The organism is Akkermansia muciniphila (assembly GCF_900184965.1).
Lineage (GTDB): Bacteria > Verrucomicrobiota > Verrucomicrobiia > Verrucomicrobiales > Akkermansiaceae > Akkermansia > Akkermansia muciniphila_A.
This window is the reverse complement of the sequence record NZ_FXYA01000204.1, coordinates 102,596-120,302: the sequence shown is the minus strand read 5'-3', so window position 1 is coordinate 120,302 and position 17,707 is coordinate 102,596. Positions and strand designations below refer to the sequence as shown.

The window sequence follows — 17,707 nt, the reverse complement described above, 5'->3', positions numbered from 1 at the left end:
CGCCGGAACGGAGGCTTTTTTATCAGGATATTTTCCGTTATTCCAAGATTCCGCGGCAGCATCCGGATACCGGGATGAAGAGCATCCGTCCATAAACAGGGGGAGGAAGAGAATTCCCTTTCGTCACATGTCCAGTTTCACCCGGAAAATACGCATGGAGTTGCCCACCGCAAGCAGGCAGACGCCCACATCCGCCATCACGGCGGCCCACATCCCCGCCAGCCCCAGAATACCCAGCGCCATGACCAGAATTTTGACGCCCAAAATAAAAACGATGTTCTGCACAATGATGCGCTCTGTGGCTTGGGAAAGCATCATCCCCAGAGGAACGGCCAAAGGATCTCCCTTCATCACCACTATGTCAGCCGCCTGAAGAGCCGTATCGGACCCCACGCCGCCCATGGCAATGCCGATGTCGGCGGCAGCGAGGGAGGGGGCATCATTCATGCCGTCCCCCACAAAGGCAAGCAGCCCCTTTTCAGGTTGCAGCCGGCGCACATGCTCCAGCTTGTCGGCAGGCATCAGCCCGCAGAATACCTCGTCCATCCCCAGTTTAAGCCCCACCTCTGACCCGGCGGAAGAAGAATCCCCCGTCAGCATGACCAGGTTGGAAACGCCCAGTTTCCTCAATTTCCGCACCGCGCGCTCCGCTCCCGGCTTGAGGCGGTCAGACAGGCGGAGGCACCCCAGAAGAATGCCGTCCAACGCCGCATAAACGGTCACGCCACGGTTTTCTCCCTCCTCCATTTTTATGCCGGCTTCCTGAAGAAAAGCCTTTTTTCCCACCAGAACCAGTTTCCCTTCCACGCGGGCTGAAACACCCCCGCCCGTCACCTCCACGAGTTCCGCCACGCGGTCCGGGAACAGAGCCCCTTCATAGGCCTCCACAATGGAACGCCCCAGCGGATGGGAGGCGGAAAGCTCCGCATGAGCCGCCCAGTACAGCAACTCTTCCGGGGAAACGCCGTCACGGGGAAGCACTTCATCCACGGAAAAAACACCCTCCGTCAAGGTTCCGGTTTTGTCGAACACCACCGTCTTCACCTTCCGCAGGGCATCCAGATAATTGCTTCCTTTCAGAAGAATCCCCTGCCTCGCCGCTCTCCCTATTCCGGCAAAAAAGCCCAGCGGAATGGATAGCACCAGCGCGCAGGGACAGGAAATCACCAGCAGGACCAGCGCGCGGAACAGCCCGTCCGCCCAGCTTCCGCCCGTCACAAGTGGGTAAAGCAAAAATACCAGGACGGCTATGAAAATCACCAGCGGCGTATAAATGCGGGAAAATGAGGACAGCCTCCCCTCCAGAGGGGATTTGCGGCCAGACGCGGCCTCCACCAGTTCCTGAACCCTCGCCAGAGCGGAATGCCGCCAGTCCCGCTCCGTACGCACTTCCAGCACCCCCTGCCCGTTGATGTACCCCGCCAGCACAGGGCTTCCGGCCCCGGCTTCCACCGGCAGGGATTCCCCGGTCATGGCGGAGGTATCCAGCACGGAACAGCCTCCCGTCACCATGCCGTCCAACGGAACGCGTTCTCCGGGACGCACTTCAATCAGGGAGCCGGGCAGAACCTCGGAAAGAGGGACGTCATCTACGGCGCCGGCTTTTTTCACATGGACGGCCTCAGGCCTCAGATTTATCAATTCGCTTACGGACCGGCGGGAACTGCCTACCGCACGTTCCTGAAGGTACTCTCCCACGCGGTAGAACAGCATCACCCCCACCGCCTCGGAATAGTCCCCCAGGAACATCGCCCCCAGGGAAGCAAGACTCATCAGGAAATTTTCATTTATGGCGCGACCACGCATCAGTCCCATAAAAGCGGCCTTCAGCACATCCCAGCCTATCAGCAGATAGGCGCCCGCATAGGCGGCCACACCGGCCCAGGAACCGCCTCCCGCCGCCAGAGCGCTGATGAACAGGGTAATGCCCAGCACGGCGGGAACAGGCCCGATGGCGTCGCCAGAACTGCAACGGCTTCCAGAACAGCAGCTTCCGGAACAACAGGAAGCTCCTTCCGGAAGATGTTCAGGGGGATGATCCGTACTCATGACCTGTTCCGCTTGTACGCCTGCCGCTCCGGCATGGCAAGCCTTATATTAGTCTAATCTAACAAGAAGCCTGGGGTGATTTCTTGTTTTTAAACCGTTCCAAAATCCCCAGCCCCATGAATTCGTCCATTGCCATGGCTCCCGCCCCCAGCAGCCCCGCCTCCGCTCCAAACCTGGCCGGCAGAATTCTCAAATCCTCCATGAGAAGAGGAAACAACTGTTTCCTGAGGTTCTCCAACAGTGGCTTCATCAACAAATCCCCTGCCTTGGCCACGCCGCCCCCGATGATGAAGGCGTCCGGCACCAGCGTATACATCAGGTTCATGATCAGGCAGCTCAGCATTTCCGCCGTATCCTCCCACAATTGGAGGGCTATGGGGCATCCGGACCGGGCGGCCTCGTCCAGATGTCTGGGCGTGCATTCATCCGCCGTCTTGACGATTCCCGCCCCGGCATACCGTTTAACCGCCTCCGCCGCCAGCTCGTTGTTGCCGATGTATTCCTCAATGGCTCCACGGCTGCCGAACGGTCCCGTTTTTCCCTGGTAATGAATGCTGGTCTGGCCCAGTTCCGCAGCGGAAAGCCGCCTCCCCCGCAGCATGCGGTCATGCACCACGATTCCCCCGCCTATCCCCGTTCCCATCGTCAGGCACACCAGGCTGGACATGCCGCGCCCGGCGCCCAGCTTCCATTCCGCATAAGCCATGCAGTTGGCGTCATTATCCAGCACGACGGGGAGCCCCAGGGCCTGCTCCATCATCTCTTTCACCGGAATTTGCCGATCCCAGACCCTTACATTGGTGAGCTGGTAAAGCACTCCCTGCTGGTAATCGCACCATCCCGGCATCCCCATGCCCATCACGCAGGCGGTGGGGAATTGTCCGCGCAGGGTGCGGGCGGCCGCAATCATGGCGTCAATGATTGCCTGCGGGCTTTCGAACATGGCGGTAGGGATGCGGTCGGCCGTCGCCAGAATACGATCCCCCGCCGTTACGCCCATTTTGATGCTCGTGCCGCCGAAATCCACGGCCAGGGCACAGGGTTCTGAAAAACTCATGGGTCATACTTATGCCACCCATTCTCCGGAATCAACGTAAAAACGCATTCATCCCCACACCTTTCCGCGGCATGATGCGCTTACTGTATAAAACACAACAAGCATCTTCCAGAAAGAGCTTGCCAGAACCGCGCCGCCCAGTCCATGATAACCTCCGTAATGATGGAAATGCCCGGTTCGGACGAATGGTTCATGCGCCAAGCCATGAAAGAATCCAGAAAGGCCCTCGCGAAAGGGGAAGTGCCTGTTGGAGCCATTGTCGTGAAGGATGGCCGCGTGATTGGCCGAGGCTGGAACCAGGTGGAGACGCTCAAGGATGCTACGGCCCACGCGGAAATGATCGCCCTGACGGCGGCACAGGAAGCTTTGGGCGACTGGCGGCTGGAAGGCTGCACCCTGTATGTCACCAAGGAACCGTGCCCCATGTGCGCGGGCGCCATCGTCCATTGCCGTCCGGACCGCGTCGTTTTCGGCTGCCTGGATGCAAAAACCGGGGCTGCGGGAGGCTGGATCAATCTGCTGGATTCCAATCCTCCCCTGAACCACAAGTGCGAGGTGCGCCCCGGCGTATTGGGAGACGAGTGTCTGCTTCATCTTCAGGAGTTTTTCCGCGCGGCGCGGCGGGCGGCAAAAGAACGGAAAAAACTGTCCGCGTGTCCTCCCGCCCCTCCGGATGAAAACAGGGAATGCGGCCCGGAATAAAACACTTTGCATTTGCCAAAGCAGCAGAGTCACGGCAAGCTAGCGGGACTATGGAACGCCGGAACGATAATGAAACTGCGGAAGGGATGGAACGCAAGCCGTCATGGATCAAGGTGCGCCTGCCCAACGGCCGGGAATTCTGGGACGTCAAGCAGCTTGTGGAAGGCAAGAACCTCTTTACCGTCTGTGAAGAAGCACACTGCCCCAACCGTTATGAATGCTGGAACCAGGGTACGGCCACATTCATGATTGCCGGAGAACGGTGCACGCGCGCCTGCGGATTCTGCGCCACCCGCACGGCCAAGCCTGATCCGCTGGATCCGGAAGAACCACAGCACGTGGCGGAAGCCGTCGTGCACATGAAGCTGCGCCACGCCGTGATTACCATGGTCACCCGGGATGATTTGCCGGACGGCGCCGCCGCACATTTCGCCCAGGTGATTCGGGCCGTCAGAAAAGCCAGCCCTTCCACAATCATTGAAGTGCTAGCCTCGGACCTGAATGAAAAACCTTCTTCCATCCAGACACTGATGGCAGCCCGTCCGCATATTTTCGGACACAATCTGGAGACGGTGGAACGCCTCACGCCCATCGTCCGTTTCCGCGCCCAGTACCGGCGGTCCCTGCGCGTTCTCAAGATGGCGCTGGAGTGCGTGAACGGCAAGGTTTCTACCAAAAGCGGCATCATGCTGGGCCTGGGAGAGACGGAAGACGAGCTTTTCCGCTCCATGGACGATTTGCTGGAGCACGGCGTCACGGTCCTGACGCTGGGACAATACCTGCGCCCCTCCCGCAACCATCTGCCGGTGGTCAAATACGTCCATCCGGATGATTTCGCCCGGTATGAGGAAATTGCGCGCTCCAAAGGCTTCAGGCACGTGGCGTCCGGCCCACTGGTCCGCAGCTCCTACCATGCCGCCAATTTCACCCCGGAAGCGGATGTTCTGGAAGCCATTAACGAAGATTTGAGAAAGGCCGGCGAACTTTAGAATAAATCTTGATTTTTTACCCCTCCCCTTTTACCATCCGGGCAATTCCACGTCATTGAGAATCTCATGAGCAAAACACGTTCCTTCATCAAGGCAGGAGCCATTCTGGGCGGCACGGTCATCGTGACGGCGGCTGTCGCCCCCCTGTTCCTGCCGAACCAGAATGTCAAGCCACTGACGTCCGCCCAGGCGGCGGAAATCACCGCACAGACCATGAACGCCAAGTGTGCGGACTGCCACAGCCCCGGCACGCATATTTCCGAACTGGTCAATACTCTTTCCGGAGGCCTGCTGGCGCGCCATATCAGGGACGGGCAGCGCAGCTACAATATGGAAGAGCCTCCCACCGCCGTCACCCTTTCCAAGCTGGAGCATGTGCTTCAAATCAATTCCATGCCTCCCACTTCCTACACCATGGTGCACTGGGGCAGTACGCTCACTCTCCGGGAGAAAAACGCCATGCTCCAGTGGATCAAGGATGAGCGTCTGAAAATTTTCGGCGACATGGTAGGTGAGGAATACGCCCTTTCCCCTCTTGCCCCCATTCCGGACGCCCTCCCCGCGGATCCGGCCAAAGTGGCCCTGGGCTACAAGCTTTTCCATGACGTGCGCCTTTCCACGGACAATACCGTTTCCTGCGCTTCTTGCCATTCCCTGGAAAAAGCCGGGACGGACAACCTGCCCACCTCCACCGGAGTCCGCGGCCAGAAAGGCGGCATCAACGCCCCTACCGTCTTCAATGCCGCTTTCCATGCCAAGCAATTTTGGGACGGACGCGCTGCCAACCTCCAGGAACAGGCCGGAGGGCCGCCCCTGAATCCGGTGGAAATGGGTTACGAACATCCGGATGACTGGAAGAAGATCGCTGCCAAGCTGGATCAGGACACCGCTTTTGCCGCGGAATTCAAAAAGGTTTACCCTCAGGGGTTCACCGGTGAAACCATCACGAATGCCATCGCGGAATATGAAAAGACCCTCATCACGCCGAACAGCCCGTTTGACCGTTACCTGAAAGGGGATAAAAACGCCATCAGCGAGAACGCCAAAAAGGGTTACAAGCTTTTCCTGAAGCTTGGCTGCCAAACCTGCCACACCGGTCCTGCCATGGGAGGACAGTCTTTTGAATACGCCGACCTTAAAGGCGATTTCTTTGCCGGACGCGCCAAAACCAATGACGATAACGGTCTGATGAATTTCTCCAAAAAGGAATCGGACAGACACCGGTTCCGTGTTCCTACCCTCCGCAACGTGGAACTCACCTGGCCGTACATGCATGACGCCTCCGCACGGACGCTGGAGGAAGCCATTACGAAGATGTATCATTACCAGCTCGGTTACGACAAACTGGACAAGAAGGAGGTGAGACTTCTGGTAGCCTTCCTGAAGTCGCTCACCGGAGAATACAACGGTAAACCTGTCCGGGGCGAAGTTTGCCCCGCCTCCTGAATCTGAAGAAAAACTCCTTTTCCAGCCGCGCTGATGAACATTCATTAGCGCGGCTTTTTTGTATCTTCCTTCCGTGTCCTACGGCAGGCATTACCGGGGAATTTCCACCTTCTCTCCATTAACAAGAATTAGATTAAACTAATATATAATCAGTTCATATTAAATGAGCTTTGAATAAATGAAAGAAAGATAGCCGAATAATATCATTGACTTGTTAGTTTGATAAGACTAACTTTCTCCCGAACTTGATTCATACACGCACCATGCCACTCTCTATGCTCAACATCGGCGATATCCGCCAAGTCAACAAAATCCATGGCAGGGATGAAACCCGGCGTTTTCTGGAAAGTCTGGGATTCATTGCCGGGAGCGCGATTTCCATCGTTTCCGAAAACGGAGGCAATTTCATTGTCAACGTCAAAGGAGCCAGAATTGCTCTCAGCAAGGCGCTTGCCAGCAAAATATTCGTTGCCTGAGTTCTTTCATCCAACAATCAACCATTATTCTATGACCAAACAACGTACATTAAGAGACGCCCTCATCGGGGAAACCGTCACCGTCGGGAAACTGGCGGGGGAAGGCCCGGTCAGAAGGCGCATCATGGACATGGGAGTTACCAAGGGAACGCAGATATTCATCCGCAAAGTAGCCCCCCTGGGAGACCCTATTGAAGTTACTGTCCGCGGGTACGAACTCTCCATCCGCAAATTGGAAGCCGAGAATATCCACATCCATTGATTCCGCTTTTATTACCGCACGTTTCCTGACCTGACAGCAAGACGGCGCACTCATTCATCAAGACAAGGAAACCATTCATGAGCAACATTACCATCGCCCTGGCGGGCAACCCCAACTGCGGAAAAACCACGCTTTTTAACGCCCTGACAGGCGCCAGCCAATACGTCGGAAACTGGCCCGGCGTCACCGTGGAAAAAAAGGAAGGCCGCCTGAAAGGGCATAAAAATATCATCATTGAAGACCTTCCGGGCATTTATTCCCTTTCCCCTTATACTCTGGAGGAAATCGTCAGCCGGAATTACCTGGTCACGGACCACCCCTCCCTTATCCTGAATCTGGTTGACGGCAGCAACCTGGAACGCAATCTTTACCTCACCACCCAGCTTTGCGAACTGGGCGTTCCCGTCATTATCGCACTGAACATGATGGACATTGTCCGGAAGCGCGGCGACAGGATCGACACGGAAAAACTTTCACGCGACCTCGGTTGCCGGGTGCTGGAAATCAGCGCTCTCAAGGGGACCGGCATCCGTGAACTGATAGACGCCGTGGTAACGACGGCTGCGTCGGACGATGCACGCCCCCCGCAGGCCGTCCACTTTCCGAACCACCTGGAAAAAGCCATCGGAGAAATTGGGGACATCATCACCGGCAAATGCCTGGACCAGCAGAAAAAATGGTTTGCCGTTAAAGTTTTCGAAAGAGACCGGAAAGTCGCGGACCAGCTCGCTCTCCATCCCGAGGAACAATCCCGCATTAACGGGATTATTGAAACCATGGAGCGGAAAATGGATGACGACAGCGAGTCCATTATCACCAATGAACGCTATAATTCCATTTCCCGCATCATCAACAATGCCGTCGTTAAAGCCAGCCCCGGCGGCCTGACGGGCAGCGACAGGATTGATCGCATCATCACCAACCGCTGGCTGGGCCTCCCCATTTTCGCCGTCGTCATGTGGGCTGTATATTACATCTCCATCCAGACGATAGGCGCGTGGGGTACGGACTGGGCCAATGATACATTCTTCGGGGAATGGGTTCCTGAATGGGTGGGAGGCCTGCTGGAAAGCGCCGGCTGCGCCCCCTGGCTGGAAAGCCTGATCCAGGACGGCGTGATTGCCGGCGTGGGGGCCGTTCTGGGCTTCCTCCCGCAAATGGCGGTACTGTTCCTGTGCCTGGGCATATTGGAGGACTGCGGCTATATGGCCCGCGTAGCCTTTATCATGGACCGCATTTTCCGCAAATTCGGCCTTTCCGGGAAATCCTTTATCCCCATGCTTGTTTCCATGGGGTGCGGCGTTCCCGGAGTCATGGCGACCCGAACCATTGAGAACGAAAAGGACAGGCGCATGACCATCATGACCACCACGTTCATCCCCTGCGGGGCCAAAACCCCCATCATTGCCCTGATTGCCGGAGCCTTTTTCCCGGAAAATTCCTGGGTGGCTCCGGGAGCCTATTTCATCGGGGTGGGCGCCATCATCCTTTCCGGCCTCATTCTGAAAAAGACCGCCATGTTCGCCGGGGATCCCACCCCCTTCGTCATGGAACTTCCCATTTACCACATCCCGGCCTGGAAGAACGTCATCATCCATGCATGGGACCGCTGCAAGGCTTTCGTGCAAAAAGCCGGAACCGTCATCTTCGTGTCCAGTGCCCTGATCTGGTTCCTCTCCAGCTATAACTGGAAGGTGGATTCCGTAGAGCAGAATGACAGCATGCTTGCCTCCATCGGCAATGCGGCCGCGCCTGTCTTCCAGCCTTTGGGCTGGGGGGAATGGAAACCCGCCATGGCTACCATCACCGGATTGATCGCCAAGGAAAACGTAGTCGGAACCTTCGGCGTCCTGTATGCGGACGGCGGTTCCGGAGACGATGAGGCGGAAAAAACGGAGGAACCCTCCGAAACGCAGGAAATGTCCCCCGCCGGCCAGGAGCTCCAGGCATCCCTGGAGGAAGGTTCCGGGGAATCCGCCGCTGAAGCGGAAGAAGAAGATGAAGACGCGGAAATCAGGGAAACAGGGGACCGCCTTGTCCAGGCGGGAGCCTTCACGTTCCTGAGCGCTTTCTCCTTCATGATTTTCAATCTTCTCTGCGCCCCCTGCTTCGCGGCCATGGGAGCCATCAGAAGGGAAATGAACAGCGCCAAATGGACTTTCTTCGCCATCGGCTACATGTGCGCCCTGGCGTACTGCCTGGCTTTCCTGACCTACCAGCTGGGAGCATGGATTTATGCGGAAGCTTCCTTCGGCATCGGACAGAGTGTTGCCCTATTGCTCCTGCCGGGTCTTATTTACCTGGTGGCAAAGAAACCTTATACAGCCTCCAATGACTGCTGAACCCACACCTTAACTCTACTAACCAATATGGGAACATATATCATCGCCACCCTTCTTTTCCTGGCTCTGGCCTACGCGTTATACAAAATCCTCAGCAAGCGCGGCAACTGCTGCGGCAGCTGCGGCAACGACAGCGACGGTTGTTGCGGCGGAAATTGCTGCGGCGGCCACCATCACGACCACGGAAAACGGGATTAGCCCCCAATTCCGGCCCTCCCTTCCAGAACCTGCAAACCGTTTTCCGCGGTTTGCAGGTTTTTTGCCGCGTCGCATGCCGCCCCTGTCACTTAATCCAGCCGTGCTGGTACGCCGCCATAACCGCAATTACCAGCGCAATGAACAGGAAAATGAACCACATCACATTGTGGCGGTGGCGGTATTCCACGGCCATCAGAGGTTCCCATTCCTTTTCCACAAAGGAAAAATCGTCTCCATTGGCAAAACGGTCGTAAAGCATTTCCAGTTCCTTTCCCGTCACCCCTTCCGGGGCGGCGAATACCGGCGGGCAGCAGGAATCCTCCTTGAATACGATTTCGCAATGGTACACGCCGTCCGCTTCCTTGTACGACTGGAGGCATGCACCGTCGCGGGCGCACACTACGTGGCCGGTCGTTCCTTCCTGCAAGCGGCGCAGAGCAGTATCACGGTCGGTCACTTCATCATTTGAAATTTCCCATTGAACCTTACTCATTCTGTCAGTTTAAGATAATTTCCGTTCAAGTCAATATGGTTTTAAACGCTTCGAGCCCCGGAAACGTTACGGTTTCCATCCATCTTCCGGCGTGGCAAAAAACCTGCTTTTCCGGGAACGGCGGCAGGGAGCCTTATCTTCATTTGACGGTATTTTATGACAGCCCCGGAAGACTGAGGGCCATTCCAAGAGCCGGCATGGATTGCCGGTCAGATCAGCCGGCAGACGTCAATCAAGGAGGGCAAACGCTCCGTAATCAAATAAGCAGCGCCGCATCCTCTACCTGATTGAGAATGCGGCGCTGCCGCCAGGTCATGCAGACCCCTTCTATATCTTTTCCACGCAGGATTCCGCTCACTGCATGGAGACAGATAAGGAAGATTTAATATGACTGCGTTTTCATCAAATTCCGGCCATGCCCAATCCAGGAGAAAAGGCGGCCGCGTCCAGAATCAGCTGGTCAGAAAGAAAAGACTGCCTGAACGCCCCAGAGAATATTCTCGCTGGAAGCGCTGTAAGCCGGATTCGCAATGTACTGGAAATGCGGAACAACCTTGAAGTAATCATTCACCTGGAAGCTGTACATGACTTCCAGCACTTGTTCGCGGTTATGCTCAGCGCGCTCTCCGTCACAGGGAGTCTGCCCTTTGAACACACCGTAGGAAATGCCCAGGAAGTCATCTTCACGGGAAGGGAAGAGCTTAACGTTGGCTCCCACGGAGAATTCAGCGGAATTGCTCAAGTATTGTTTGGCGGCAAACCCGGCTCGCGAGTAAATGGTCAAAGGCTCGCAGGGGATATATTCAATGCTCGCGACAAGTCCGGCATTTTGGCGGCGGCGTTCCCCGGTCCCGTCATCCATGTCCACATCCGTACTGGCATAGAACGGATTGACGCGGAGAGTCGCAGCTCCATCGGCAAAAATATGGCCGTATTCGCCAACCACGGCATAACCATCGCCATGATCGGAATTAAAGGGGTTGTATCCGGAATCGCATCCCGTGCGGGAAACGGCAACCATCATGTAATTATTGCGGTTGAGTTCAACTTGCAGAATACCGCCAACATTGCTGTCCACCAGAGGAAGAATAGTGGAGTTCACAAACCCGTCATTGGTGAAAGAAGAGAAAGAATCATTGGCGATGCTGACGGCATCAACATAGTTGGTGAGGTTTACCATGCCTGCAATGAGGCAGCCGCGCTTCCCCGCAAAGTATTGCATCAGGGCCACTTCAGGGAATATCCCTTCATGAGGTCCCATCGCGTCAGCGTGCAAACCGGAAGCCGTGGCATAGGCTTCAGTGAAAAACGTATCGCTCTGGGCGGATTCGCGATCCAGCCCCCATGAGCCGGAAAATTCCACACGCAACCAGGTTCCCCCGTTGGCCTTGTCTTCAATAAGACGCTGATTGAGCTGGGCATGAAGAAGAGCCAGGTTGGTATGGCGCTTAACATTGGAAACCTTTTCCATATTCCAAAGTCCGTAGGCCATATCCACAGCCCATTGGGCGCCGTACTTATCATTGGCCTTCACTTTGTAGGCAGGATCGTCTTCTTCCGGGGTAAACATGTTGATACCCTGTAAAATATCACCAATAGCAGGGGTGCTGTCTTGAGCGATTACAGGAAGAGCCATGAGGCTCGTCAACGCCATTGCCATTATGCTATGCTTCTTCATAGAAAACGGTTAGTCTTATTGTTGGATATTTGTGGAATAATGATTGTATTATTGATCCAGGGCGGCGGAGAGGGGGCGCTTTTCTTTACAGGGAAAGTGCTCCGCTTCCGTTCTGCCGGGATTGCTCTTTCACAGCTCTGCCGCATGCCCCCATACAGAACTCACAGTCTCCGCAAAGCAGACGGTATCTGGGACGCCGGATGAGCAGCCCGGCCAGTTTCCTGTACCGGCAGATCCAGCGGAAGAAACGGCGAAGTCCTGTATGAGCCAAGTTCATGCAACACGGCAAAGTTAGATTGAACTAACTATTCGGTCAACACTTTTTCTTTCCGATTCCCTTGACCGGCTCCGACCATCACCATAACGATTTATTATATTTTACTTATTATCAATATATTAAAAATATTCTTACACCCATCAAAAAAATTAGTTTCCACTAATTTAACTCAACATAAACGTCGAGAAAACGCATAGAAAATGCAGACTGGATTGGATATAATCCCATCTTGCCGGAAGAAAAGCGGCTACATGCCGTCAAGGCCGGATGAACCCAATCAACATAATGACCATGAGTTATATGAACGACAAGGACCTATGGGGGAGGGTGTCGGAGTAATGATCGCCGCCATTAATGCGAAAGCAGTGAAAAGTCCCGCTGCCCGGAAACGGGCCGTTCAGGGCCTGTTGAAAGCCATGCACATCCAGCGGAAGGCCACAGAGAAACCGGCAAACATCCGGGAAGAAACCAGCCCCAGACCATTTTCCGCACGCCGGACAAACTCAGGCCTGAAACGCTCCGCAGCCACGAACCGGAAGAACGTGAGAAATCCGGAAAACCAGCCCGGCCCTTGTTTCTCCGCGTAGCAGCGAAAGTTTCTTCTCTTCTGTTTTTCAAGGTGTTTCCGCCGCCTCCGCTTAGAATGGCTAAAGCATTCCGGATTACGGTTCCTGTTTACGGCGCGGAGCAGCCGGCCGGGGAAGCGGACTGCTCCATGTATTCTATACCCCTCTCTCTGCAACGTTCCGTCAGAATCCGGAAACGGGAGATTTCCTCCAGCGTCATGATATGTTCAATGCAGCAGGCCACTTCATCGGCGCGTTTTTCCTCCATCTTCAGCACTGTCATAAGGAACTCCTTCACCATGGTATGGCAGGAAATGACCCGGTCCGCGTAATAACGGCCTTCCCCGGTCAGGGCAATGGGAGAATACTGCGTGTATTCCACCAGGCCGCGTTCCTTCAACTGCTTCATGGCCAGTGAAGCGGAAGGCTTTTTCACATTCAGGGCTTCCGCAATCTCCCCTACGGTGGCGAACCCCTTTTCCAACTCAATGTTGCGGACAGCCTCAATATAATCCTCCAGACTGTTGCTCAACTCCGGAGTGGGGAATTTTTTGTGTATCATGGTTGACTCTTATTAGGTTTGACTAACAAAAAAAACAATAGCCAAGGATCTGTCCAAGTCAATCTCTTCCTGGAAAATATTAGATTGACCAAACTTTTTTCTTGCAAGAATAGTTAGAGTGAACTAACTTTGATTCATGATCAGCCCCGATTCGGAAAGAAACAGTGAAAGAAAACGCTCCGGCGGCGCATCCGCCAGAACGGAGTCCTTCTTCTCCAGGCTTTTTTCCTCCTCGCGCCCCTGCTGCTGCCGGGGCTGCGCCCTGAAAAGCTCCGGGAAAAACTGTCCCGCCAGCCGCCAGGGGAAACAGGCGCGGTCAAATTCTATGGGGAACGCGTCCACAAACTGTATGGACTAGTCATTCGGTGCTCTAACACATTATCGCCTAAACACGGACGCGTTCCCCTGACCTTTTTCTCCGGGAAAGGCATCAATCAGCGGAGGATTGCCGCCGGACCGTCATATCCCCCGGGCGTATAACTGCGTATGGAGACGCCCCCCTCCGGCGTCACGTCCGCCGCCCAGCACTTGGCATGGCGGAAACAGGCGCCCAGGTTGACGTTCAGACGCCTCCCCTTTTTCCCGCTCACCGCCCGGCGGTGAAGATGGCCGAAAATAACGACTTCCGCTTCCGGGAAAAAACAGTCCGCAAATTTCCTCATGCGCCGCATCATCGTCAGCCATGCCAGAAGAATCCGCGCGGGCCGTTCCGGCGGCCAGGCAGAATGAGCTAAAAAACGCACCAGCTTATTTTGATGTGCTCCGGGACGCGTGTAAACAGGCGGCACCAGCACGCTCATGGCACGCGCCAGCTCCAGCCGCCGCAGCAAATCCACATCCGCCTCCGGGAACGCGGCAATCAGTTCGCGGGAAACCTGCTTGTTTTTCAAATATTCCCATCCCCATGGGGCCACCTCCCTGAACAGCGCATGGCCGTGCAAAGCGCAGATGCGCCCGCCCTGCAATTTCAGCAGTCCGGCTTTCTCGTCCGGATCATGGTTGCCGGCCAGCAGAACGGGCTGTACCCCGGCAGCCCGGCACATCCGCAGGAAACGGGCCCGTTTTTCCAAACCTTCCTCCCGGCAGGGGCCTTCACGGGTTTCACTGAGGTCGCCGCACACCACCAGATGGGAACACCCCTTCAGAAGAAACTCCAGCTCTTCCGGCTCCCGCACCAGCGCCTTGGTATGGCCGAAATGAATGTCTGAGATAAATCTGGCGCGGTCCCTCGGAGCAAGAGCAAGTTCCTGAATCATAAAGACGAGGGAGGGAGAAAAACAGTCATGGAATCAGGAACGCTGCCGCACCATTTCATACAGGCATACGCCCGTAGCCACAGATACGTTCAGGCACGGAATGCTTCCTTTCATGGGGATCCTCAGCAGGAAATCGCAGTTCTCTTCCGTCAGCCTCCTCATTCCTTCCCCTTCCGCTCCCATCACCAGAGCGGCCGGCCCCGTGAAGTCCGTTTCATACAGGCCGCGGTCTCCCTTGTCCGATGTGCCGAATATCCAGATGCCGCGGCTCTGGAGCTGCTTCATGGTACGCGCCAGATTGGTCACCTGAATAAAAGGCACCTTCTCCGCAGCGCCTACGGAAACGCGCAGCACCGTCTCCGTAATGCCCACGGATTTGTCCCGCGGGGCGATGACGGCATCCACTCCCGCGCCGTCCGCCGTCCGCAGGATGGCTCCCAGGTTATGGGGGTCCTGCACGCAGTCCAGAATCAGCAGCAGAGGGTTGGGGGATTTGTCCAGAATCCCGTCCAGCGCCTCCTCTCCCAGCGCTTTCACGGCAATTTTGGACGGCGCGCTGCGCACATGCTTGTTCCGGCGCGCTTCCTGTTCGTTCCCTTGGGGTCTCATACCCATCAATTAGCGTGTTTTACGCTTCTTTTCCAGACAAATATGCCCCGCCGCTCCATCATTGGGCGTGACTTGGCGGCCCGCATCATGGTATAATGCCGTACCATTCAAGATGAAGACGAGCGACTTTTTAGTCATTGGGGCAGGTGTTGCCGGATTGAGTTTCGCCTTGAGAGCGGCGGAACACGGCAAAGTTGCAGTCATTACAAAAGGCAAATTTCTGGATTGCAGTTCCGCCAAGGCGCAGGGCGGCATCGCCGCCGTATGGGACCGCAACGATTCCTTTGAAGACCATGTCGCGGATACGCTGGACGCCGGAGCGGGCCTCTGCAACGAACAGGCTGTGCGCACTATCGTGGAGGAAGGTCCGGACGCCATCCGGGAACTGCTGGAATGGGGGGTGAATTTCGACTCCGGCAATCAGGGAGAGGATTACGAACTGGCCAGAGAGGGCGGCCACACCAAGAGGCGCATCCTCCACGCCAAAGACGCCACCGGACTGGAAATTACCTCCAAACTTCTGGAGGCGGCCAAGCTTCACCCCAACATCGAACTTCTGGAAGACCATTTCGCCATTGACCTGATTACGACCACCAAGCTGGGCCTCGTCACGGAAGACCGCGTGCTGGGGGCCTATGTGCTGGACCGCGTCTCCGGAGAAGTGGAAATCTTCCGGTCGGACCGCGTGCTGCTCGCCACCGGCGGCTGCGGGCGCGTCTACCTGTACACCACCAATAATGATTCCGCCACGGGGGACGGCGTAGCCATGGCCTGGCGGGCGGGGGCCACCATCGCCAACATGGAATTCGTGCAGTTCCACCCCACCTGTTTCTTCAACACCCGGGCGGAAGGCGCGGAAGCGCGCTCCTTCCTCATCTCCGAAGCCGTGCGCGGGGAAGGCGGCGTGCTGATAGGCGCGGACGGGAAGGAATTCATGCACAAGTACGATCCCCGCAAGTCCCTGGCCCCGCGCGACATCACCGCCCGCGCCGTAGACTCGGAAATGAAGAGGACGGGCAGCATGTGCGTTTATCTGGATATCTCCCACAAGCCGGAAGGGTTCGTCCGGGAACGTTTTCCCCTGATTTACGAGACATGCAACCGCTACGGCGTCGATCCCGCCAGGGAACCTATCCCCGTTGTTCCCGCAGCGCATTTCCAGTGCGGCGGCGTGCTGACGGACGTCAACGGCCAGACCAGCCTGGACGGCCTTTACGCCGCAGGGGAAACCGGTTGCACCGGCCTTCACGGCGCCAACCGGCTGGCTTCCAATTCCCTGTTGGAATGCGTGGTGGTCGCCAAAAGGGCGCTGAATTCCATGCTTTCCCTGCATCCCCTGAGAAAGGATTCCCCCACTTCTTACGACATCCCCGCCTGGCACCACGGAGATACGGCCCTTCCTGACGAACTTTCCGTCATCTATCATAACTGGGATGAAATCCGCCGCCTGATGTGGGATTACGTCTCCATTGTGCGGACCAATAAAAGGCTGGACCGCGCAGCCACGCGGCTCCGGATGCTGCACCGGGAGGTAAAGGACTTCTACTGGGGGTACCGCATTACGCCGGACATCCTGGAATTGCGCAATCTGGTGGCGGTGGCCTCCCTGATCGTGGACTGCGCCATGCGCCGCAATGAAAGCCGCGGCCTCCATTTCAATACGGATTATCCCGGCAAGCTGGACCACCGCTTCGTCACCCAACTGCACCGATGGTAAACTACCGGCAGCGTCAACAGGCATTACGGAAGGGGTCCTCCGGGAGCCCCCTCCCGTCCGCATGCCTGCTCGCGCTGCTGGTTCTGGTCCCCGCAGGGACCGCCAGGGCGGACATCCAGACAGGGCGGAGCGCCACACGCGCCCTGGCGGACAGCCCCGGACGGCCCAAAGGGCCCGCCATCATCACCCCAACGCAGCGGGACCCCCTACCCCGGGTCATCGTCAAATCGCCCGCGGCAACAGAGGGAGGAAAGCGGCCGGCGCCCCGCATCCTTCCCAGGACGTCCAGGCAAAGCCCCGGCACCTATCCCTGGCGGCTCAACATTACCGCCACAGTCTTTTGGGTGGGGGAAGAACCCACGGAGCGCAACCCTGTAGCCAACCACAAAAGTTCGTGGGATTCCGCATGGCGGGAAAACTTCGGCGGCTTCGACAACCCGGATCCCGTTTGCCGCACGATGGACTTCCGGCCGAAAACATTCATCCCCCGGCAAAACCCCTTTTACGTGGCGCTCCCTTATAATGACGTTTCCAAAGGGGAACATAAGGCGGAGGCGTCGCGGGTCATCCCGTGGTTCCGCCGTGAATACACGGGAAAAGGGCAATCCGTCTGCAAGGGCAGATGGGTGCAAATCGTTTACAACAAGCGTTCCTGTTTTGCCCAATGGGAAGACTGCGGCCCCTTTACCACGGAAGACTGGCCCTACGTCTTTGGCAACAAGCCCCCCGTCAACACCCAGAACAAAGGGGCGGGCATTGACATCTCCCCTGCCGTACGCGACTATCTGGGCATTACCGGGGGAACAGCCCTTGTCCACTGGCGCTTTGTGGAATTTTACCGTATTCCGCGCGGCCCGTGGTCCAAATACGGGGATAACAATCCCTTTGTCAATTCCGGGCTGGGAGCCGGGAAAAAATCCCTCCAGTCACGGGAAGACCGCCTGCGTCGGCAGCAGGAAGCCATTCAAAGGGAGCTATTGAAGGATCCCGCAAAACTCAGAAGGGAACTCCAAGGATAACCCCCTGTT

The 17,707-nt window shown here is 56.6% G+C and carries 18 protein-coding genes; 9 read left to right on the top strand and 9 right to left on the bottom strand.

Going from position 1 to position 17,707, the window contains the following annotated elements; genetic code table 11:
* Positions 1–123 precede the first annotated feature (123 nt).
* Positions 124–2,049 (bottom strand): heavy metal translocating P-type ATPase, encoded by a 1,926-nt coding sequence (locus CI070_RS08545; RefSeq protein ID WP_094137358.1) that lies wholly within the window; start codon positions 2,047–2,049, stop codon positions 124–126.
* A gap of 58 nt (positions 2,050–2,107) precedes the next feature.
* A complete protein-coding gene (locus CI070_RS08540) occupies positions 2,108–3,106 on the bottom strand; it encodes an ROK family protein (protein WP_094137357.1) in 999 nt (332 codons plus the stop codon).
* A gap of 144 nt (positions 3,107–3,250) precedes the next feature.
* Here CI070_RS08540 and tadA point away from each other — a divergent pair, with 144 nt between their 5' ends.
* The 7 genes from tadA (at position 3,251) to CI070_RS13135 (ending at position 9,521) form a co-directional block, all read left to right on the top strand.
* A complete protein-coding gene (tadA, locus tag CI070_RS08535) occupies positions 3,251–3,808 on the top strand; it encodes a tRNA adenosine(34) deaminase TadA (RefSeq protein WP_094137356.1) in 558 nt (185 codons plus the stop codon).
* Positions 3,809–3,858: 50 nt separating this feature from the next.
* The gene (gene lipA, locus CI070_RS08530; protein WP_094137355.1) at positions 3,859–4,797 is read left to right on the top strand and encodes a lipoyl synthase; all 939 of its coding nucleotides are present in this window, start codon (positions 3,859–3,861) and stop codon (positions 4,795–4,797) included.
* Between the two features lie 66 nt (positions 4,798–4,863).
* A complete protein-coding gene (locus CI070_RS08525) occupies positions 4,864–6,243 on the top strand; it encodes a cytochrome c peroxidase (protein WP_094137354.1) in 1,380 nt (459 codons plus the stop codon).
* Positions 6,244–6,506: 263 nt separating this feature from the next.
* Positions 6,507–6,719: a FeoA family protein gene (locus CI070_RS08520; RefSeq protein ID WP_094137379.1), complete on the top strand. Its 213-nt coding sequence runs from the start codon at positions 6,507–6,509 to the stop codon at positions 6,717–6,719.
* Positions 6,720–6,750: 31 nt separating this feature from the next.
* Positions 6,751–6,981, top strand: a complete 231-nt coding sequence (locus tag CI070_RS08515; protein ID WP_094137353.1) for a FeoA family protein — start codon at positions 6,751–6,753, stop codon at positions 6,979–6,981.
* 77 nt (positions 6,982–7,058) lie between these two features.
* The gene (feoB, locus tag CI070_RS08510) at positions 7,059–9,323 is read left to right on the top strand and encodes a ferrous iron transport protein B (RefSeq protein WP_094137352.1); all 2,265 of its coding nucleotides are present in this window, start codon (positions 7,059–7,061) and stop codon (positions 9,321–9,323) included.
* 27 nt (positions 9,324–9,350) lie between these two features.
* Positions 9,351–9,521, top strand: a complete 171-nt coding sequence (locus CI070_RS13135; RefSeq protein ID WP_143245729.1) for a FeoB-associated Cys-rich membrane protein — start codon at positions 9,351–9,353, stop codon at positions 9,519–9,521.
* A gap of 85 nt (positions 9,522–9,606) precedes the next feature.
* On the opposite strand, the gene CI070_RS08505 is transcribed toward CI070_RS13135, so the two are convergent.
* The 7 genes from CI070_RS08505 to rlmB all read right to left on the bottom strand — a co-directional run bounded on the left by CI070_RS08505 (position 9,607) and on the right by rlmB (position 14,968).
* Complete coding sequence (locus tag CI070_RS08505) at positions 9,607–10,014, bottom strand: hypothetical protein (protein ID WP_094137351.1); 408 nt, start codon at positions 10,012–10,014, stop codon at positions 9,607–9,609.
* A 460-nt stretch (positions 10,015–10,474) separates the two neighbouring features.
* On the bottom strand, positions 10,475–11,650 hold the full coding sequence (locus CI070_RS08500) for a carbohydrate porin (RefSeq protein ID WP_179218565.1): 1,176 nt from the start codon (positions 11,648–11,650) through the stop codon (positions 10,475–10,477).
* Positions 11,651–11,777: 127 nt separating this feature from the next.
* Entirely contained in the window at positions 11,778–11,969 is a 192-nt protein-coding gene (locus tag CI070_RS13955) for a hypothetical protein (protein ID WP_094137349.1), read from the bottom strand.
* A 675-nt stretch (positions 11,970–12,644) separates the two neighbouring features.
* A complete protein-coding gene (locus CI070_RS08485; protein WP_094137347.1) occupies positions 12,645–13,097 on the bottom strand; it encodes a metal-dependent transcriptional regulator in 453 nt (150 codons plus the stop codon).
* 123 nt (positions 13,098–13,220) lie between these two features.
* Complete coding sequence (locus CI070_RS08480) at positions 13,221–13,439, bottom strand: hypothetical protein (RefSeq protein WP_094137346.1); 219 nt, start codon at positions 13,437–13,439, stop codon at positions 13,221–13,223.
* Between the two features lie 92 nt (positions 13,440–13,531).
* On the bottom strand, positions 13,532–14,353 hold the full coding sequence (locus CI070_RS08475; RefSeq protein WP_094137345.1) for a metallophosphoesterase: 822 nt from the start codon (positions 14,351–14,353) through the stop codon (positions 13,532–13,534).
* A gap of 33 nt (positions 14,354–14,386) precedes the next feature.
* The gene (rlmB, locus tag CI070_RS08470; protein WP_094137344.1) at positions 14,387–14,968 is read right to left on the bottom strand and encodes a 23S rRNA (guanosine(2251)-2'-O)-methyltransferase RlmB; all 582 of its coding nucleotides are present in this window, start codon (positions 14,966–14,968) and stop codon (positions 14,387–14,389) included.
* A 106-nt stretch (positions 14,969–15,074) separates the two neighbouring features.
* Between rlmB and nadB the strand changes: the two genes are divergently transcribed.
* Entirely contained in the window at positions 15,075–16,679 is a 1,605-nt protein-coding gene (gene nadB / locus CI070_RS08465) for an L-aspartate oxidase (RefSeq protein WP_094137343.1), read from the top strand.
* Positions 16,673–17,698: a hypothetical protein gene (locus tag CI070_RS08460; RefSeq protein WP_094137342.1), complete on the top strand. Its 1,026-nt coding sequence runs from the start codon at positions 16,673–16,675 to the stop codon at positions 17,696–17,698. The genes nadB and CI070_RS08460 overlap by 7 nt, the downstream gene beginning before the upstream one ends.
* Positions 17,699–17,707: the final 9 nt, after the last annotated feature.

What these genes read in the sequence shown, in the direction of transcription:
- CI070_RS08545 (WP_094137358.1), bottom strand. Translation starts at nt 2,049, where the DNA reads ATGAGTACGGATCATCCCCCTGAACATCTTCCGGAAGGAGCTTCCTGT.
- CI070_RS08540 (WP_094137357.1), bottom strand. Translation starts at nt 3,106, where the DNA reads ATGAGTTTTTCAGAACCCTGTGCCCTGGCCGTGGATTTCGGCGGCACG.
- tadA (WP_094137356.1), top strand. Translation starts at nt 3,251, where the DNA reads ATGATAACCTCCGTAATGATGGAAATGCCCGGTTCGGACGAATGGTTC.
- lipA (WP_094137355.1), top strand. Translation starts at nt 3,859, where the DNA reads ATGGAACGCCGGAACGATAATGAAACTGCGGAAGGGATGGAACGCAAG.
- CI070_RS08525 (WP_094137354.1), top strand. Translation starts at nt 4,864, where the DNA reads ATGAGCAAAACACGTTCCTTCATCAAGGCAGGAGCCATTCTGGGCGGC.
- CI070_RS08520 (WP_094137379.1), top strand. Translation starts at nt 6,507, where the DNA reads ATGCCACTCTCTATGCTCAACATCGGCGATATCCGCCAAGTCAACAAA.
- CI070_RS08515 (WP_094137353.1), top strand. Translation starts at nt 6,751, where the DNA reads ATGACCAAACAACGTACATTAAGAGACGCCCTCATCGGGGAAACCGTC.
- feoB (WP_094137352.1), top strand. Translation starts at nt 7,059, where the DNA reads ATGAGCAACATTACCATCGCCCTGGCGGGCAACCCCAACTGCGGAAAA.
- CI070_RS13135 (WP_143245729.1), top strand. Translation starts at nt 9,351, where the DNA reads ATGGGAACATATATCATCGCCACCCTTCTTTTCCTGGCTCTGGCCTAC.
- CI070_RS08505 (WP_094137351.1), bottom strand. Translation starts at nt 10,014, where the DNA reads ATGAGTAAGGTTCAATGGGAAATTTCAAATGATGAAGTGACCGACCGT.
- CI070_RS08500 (WP_179218565.1), bottom strand. Translation starts at nt 11,650, where the DNA reads ATGGCTCTTCCTGTAATCGCTCAAGACAGCACCCCTGCTATTGGTGAT.
- CI070_RS13955 (WP_094137349.1), bottom strand. Translation starts at nt 11,969, where the DNA reads ATGAACTTGGCTCATACAGGACTTCGCCGTTTCTTCCGCTGGATCTGC.
- CI070_RS08485 (WP_094137347.1), bottom strand. Translation starts at nt 13,097, where the DNA reads ATGATACACAAAAAATTCCCCACTCCGGAGTTGAGCAACAGTCTGGAG.
- CI070_RS08475 (WP_094137345.1), bottom strand. Translation starts at nt 14,353, where the DNA reads ATGATTCAGGAACTTGCTCTTGCTCCGAGGGACCGCGCCAGATTTATC.
- rlmB (WP_094137344.1), bottom strand. Translation starts at nt 14,968, where the DNA reads ATGGGTATGAGACCCCAAGGGAACGAACAGGAAGCGCGCCGGAACAAG.
- nadB (WP_094137343.1), top strand. Translation starts at nt 15,075, where the DNA reads ATGAAGACGAGCGACTTTTTAGTCATTGGGGCAGGTGTTGCCGGATTG.
- CI070_RS08460 (WP_094137342.1), top strand. Translation starts at nt 16,673, where the DNA reads ATGGTAAACTACCGGCAGCGTCAACAGGCATTACGGAAGGGGTCCTCC.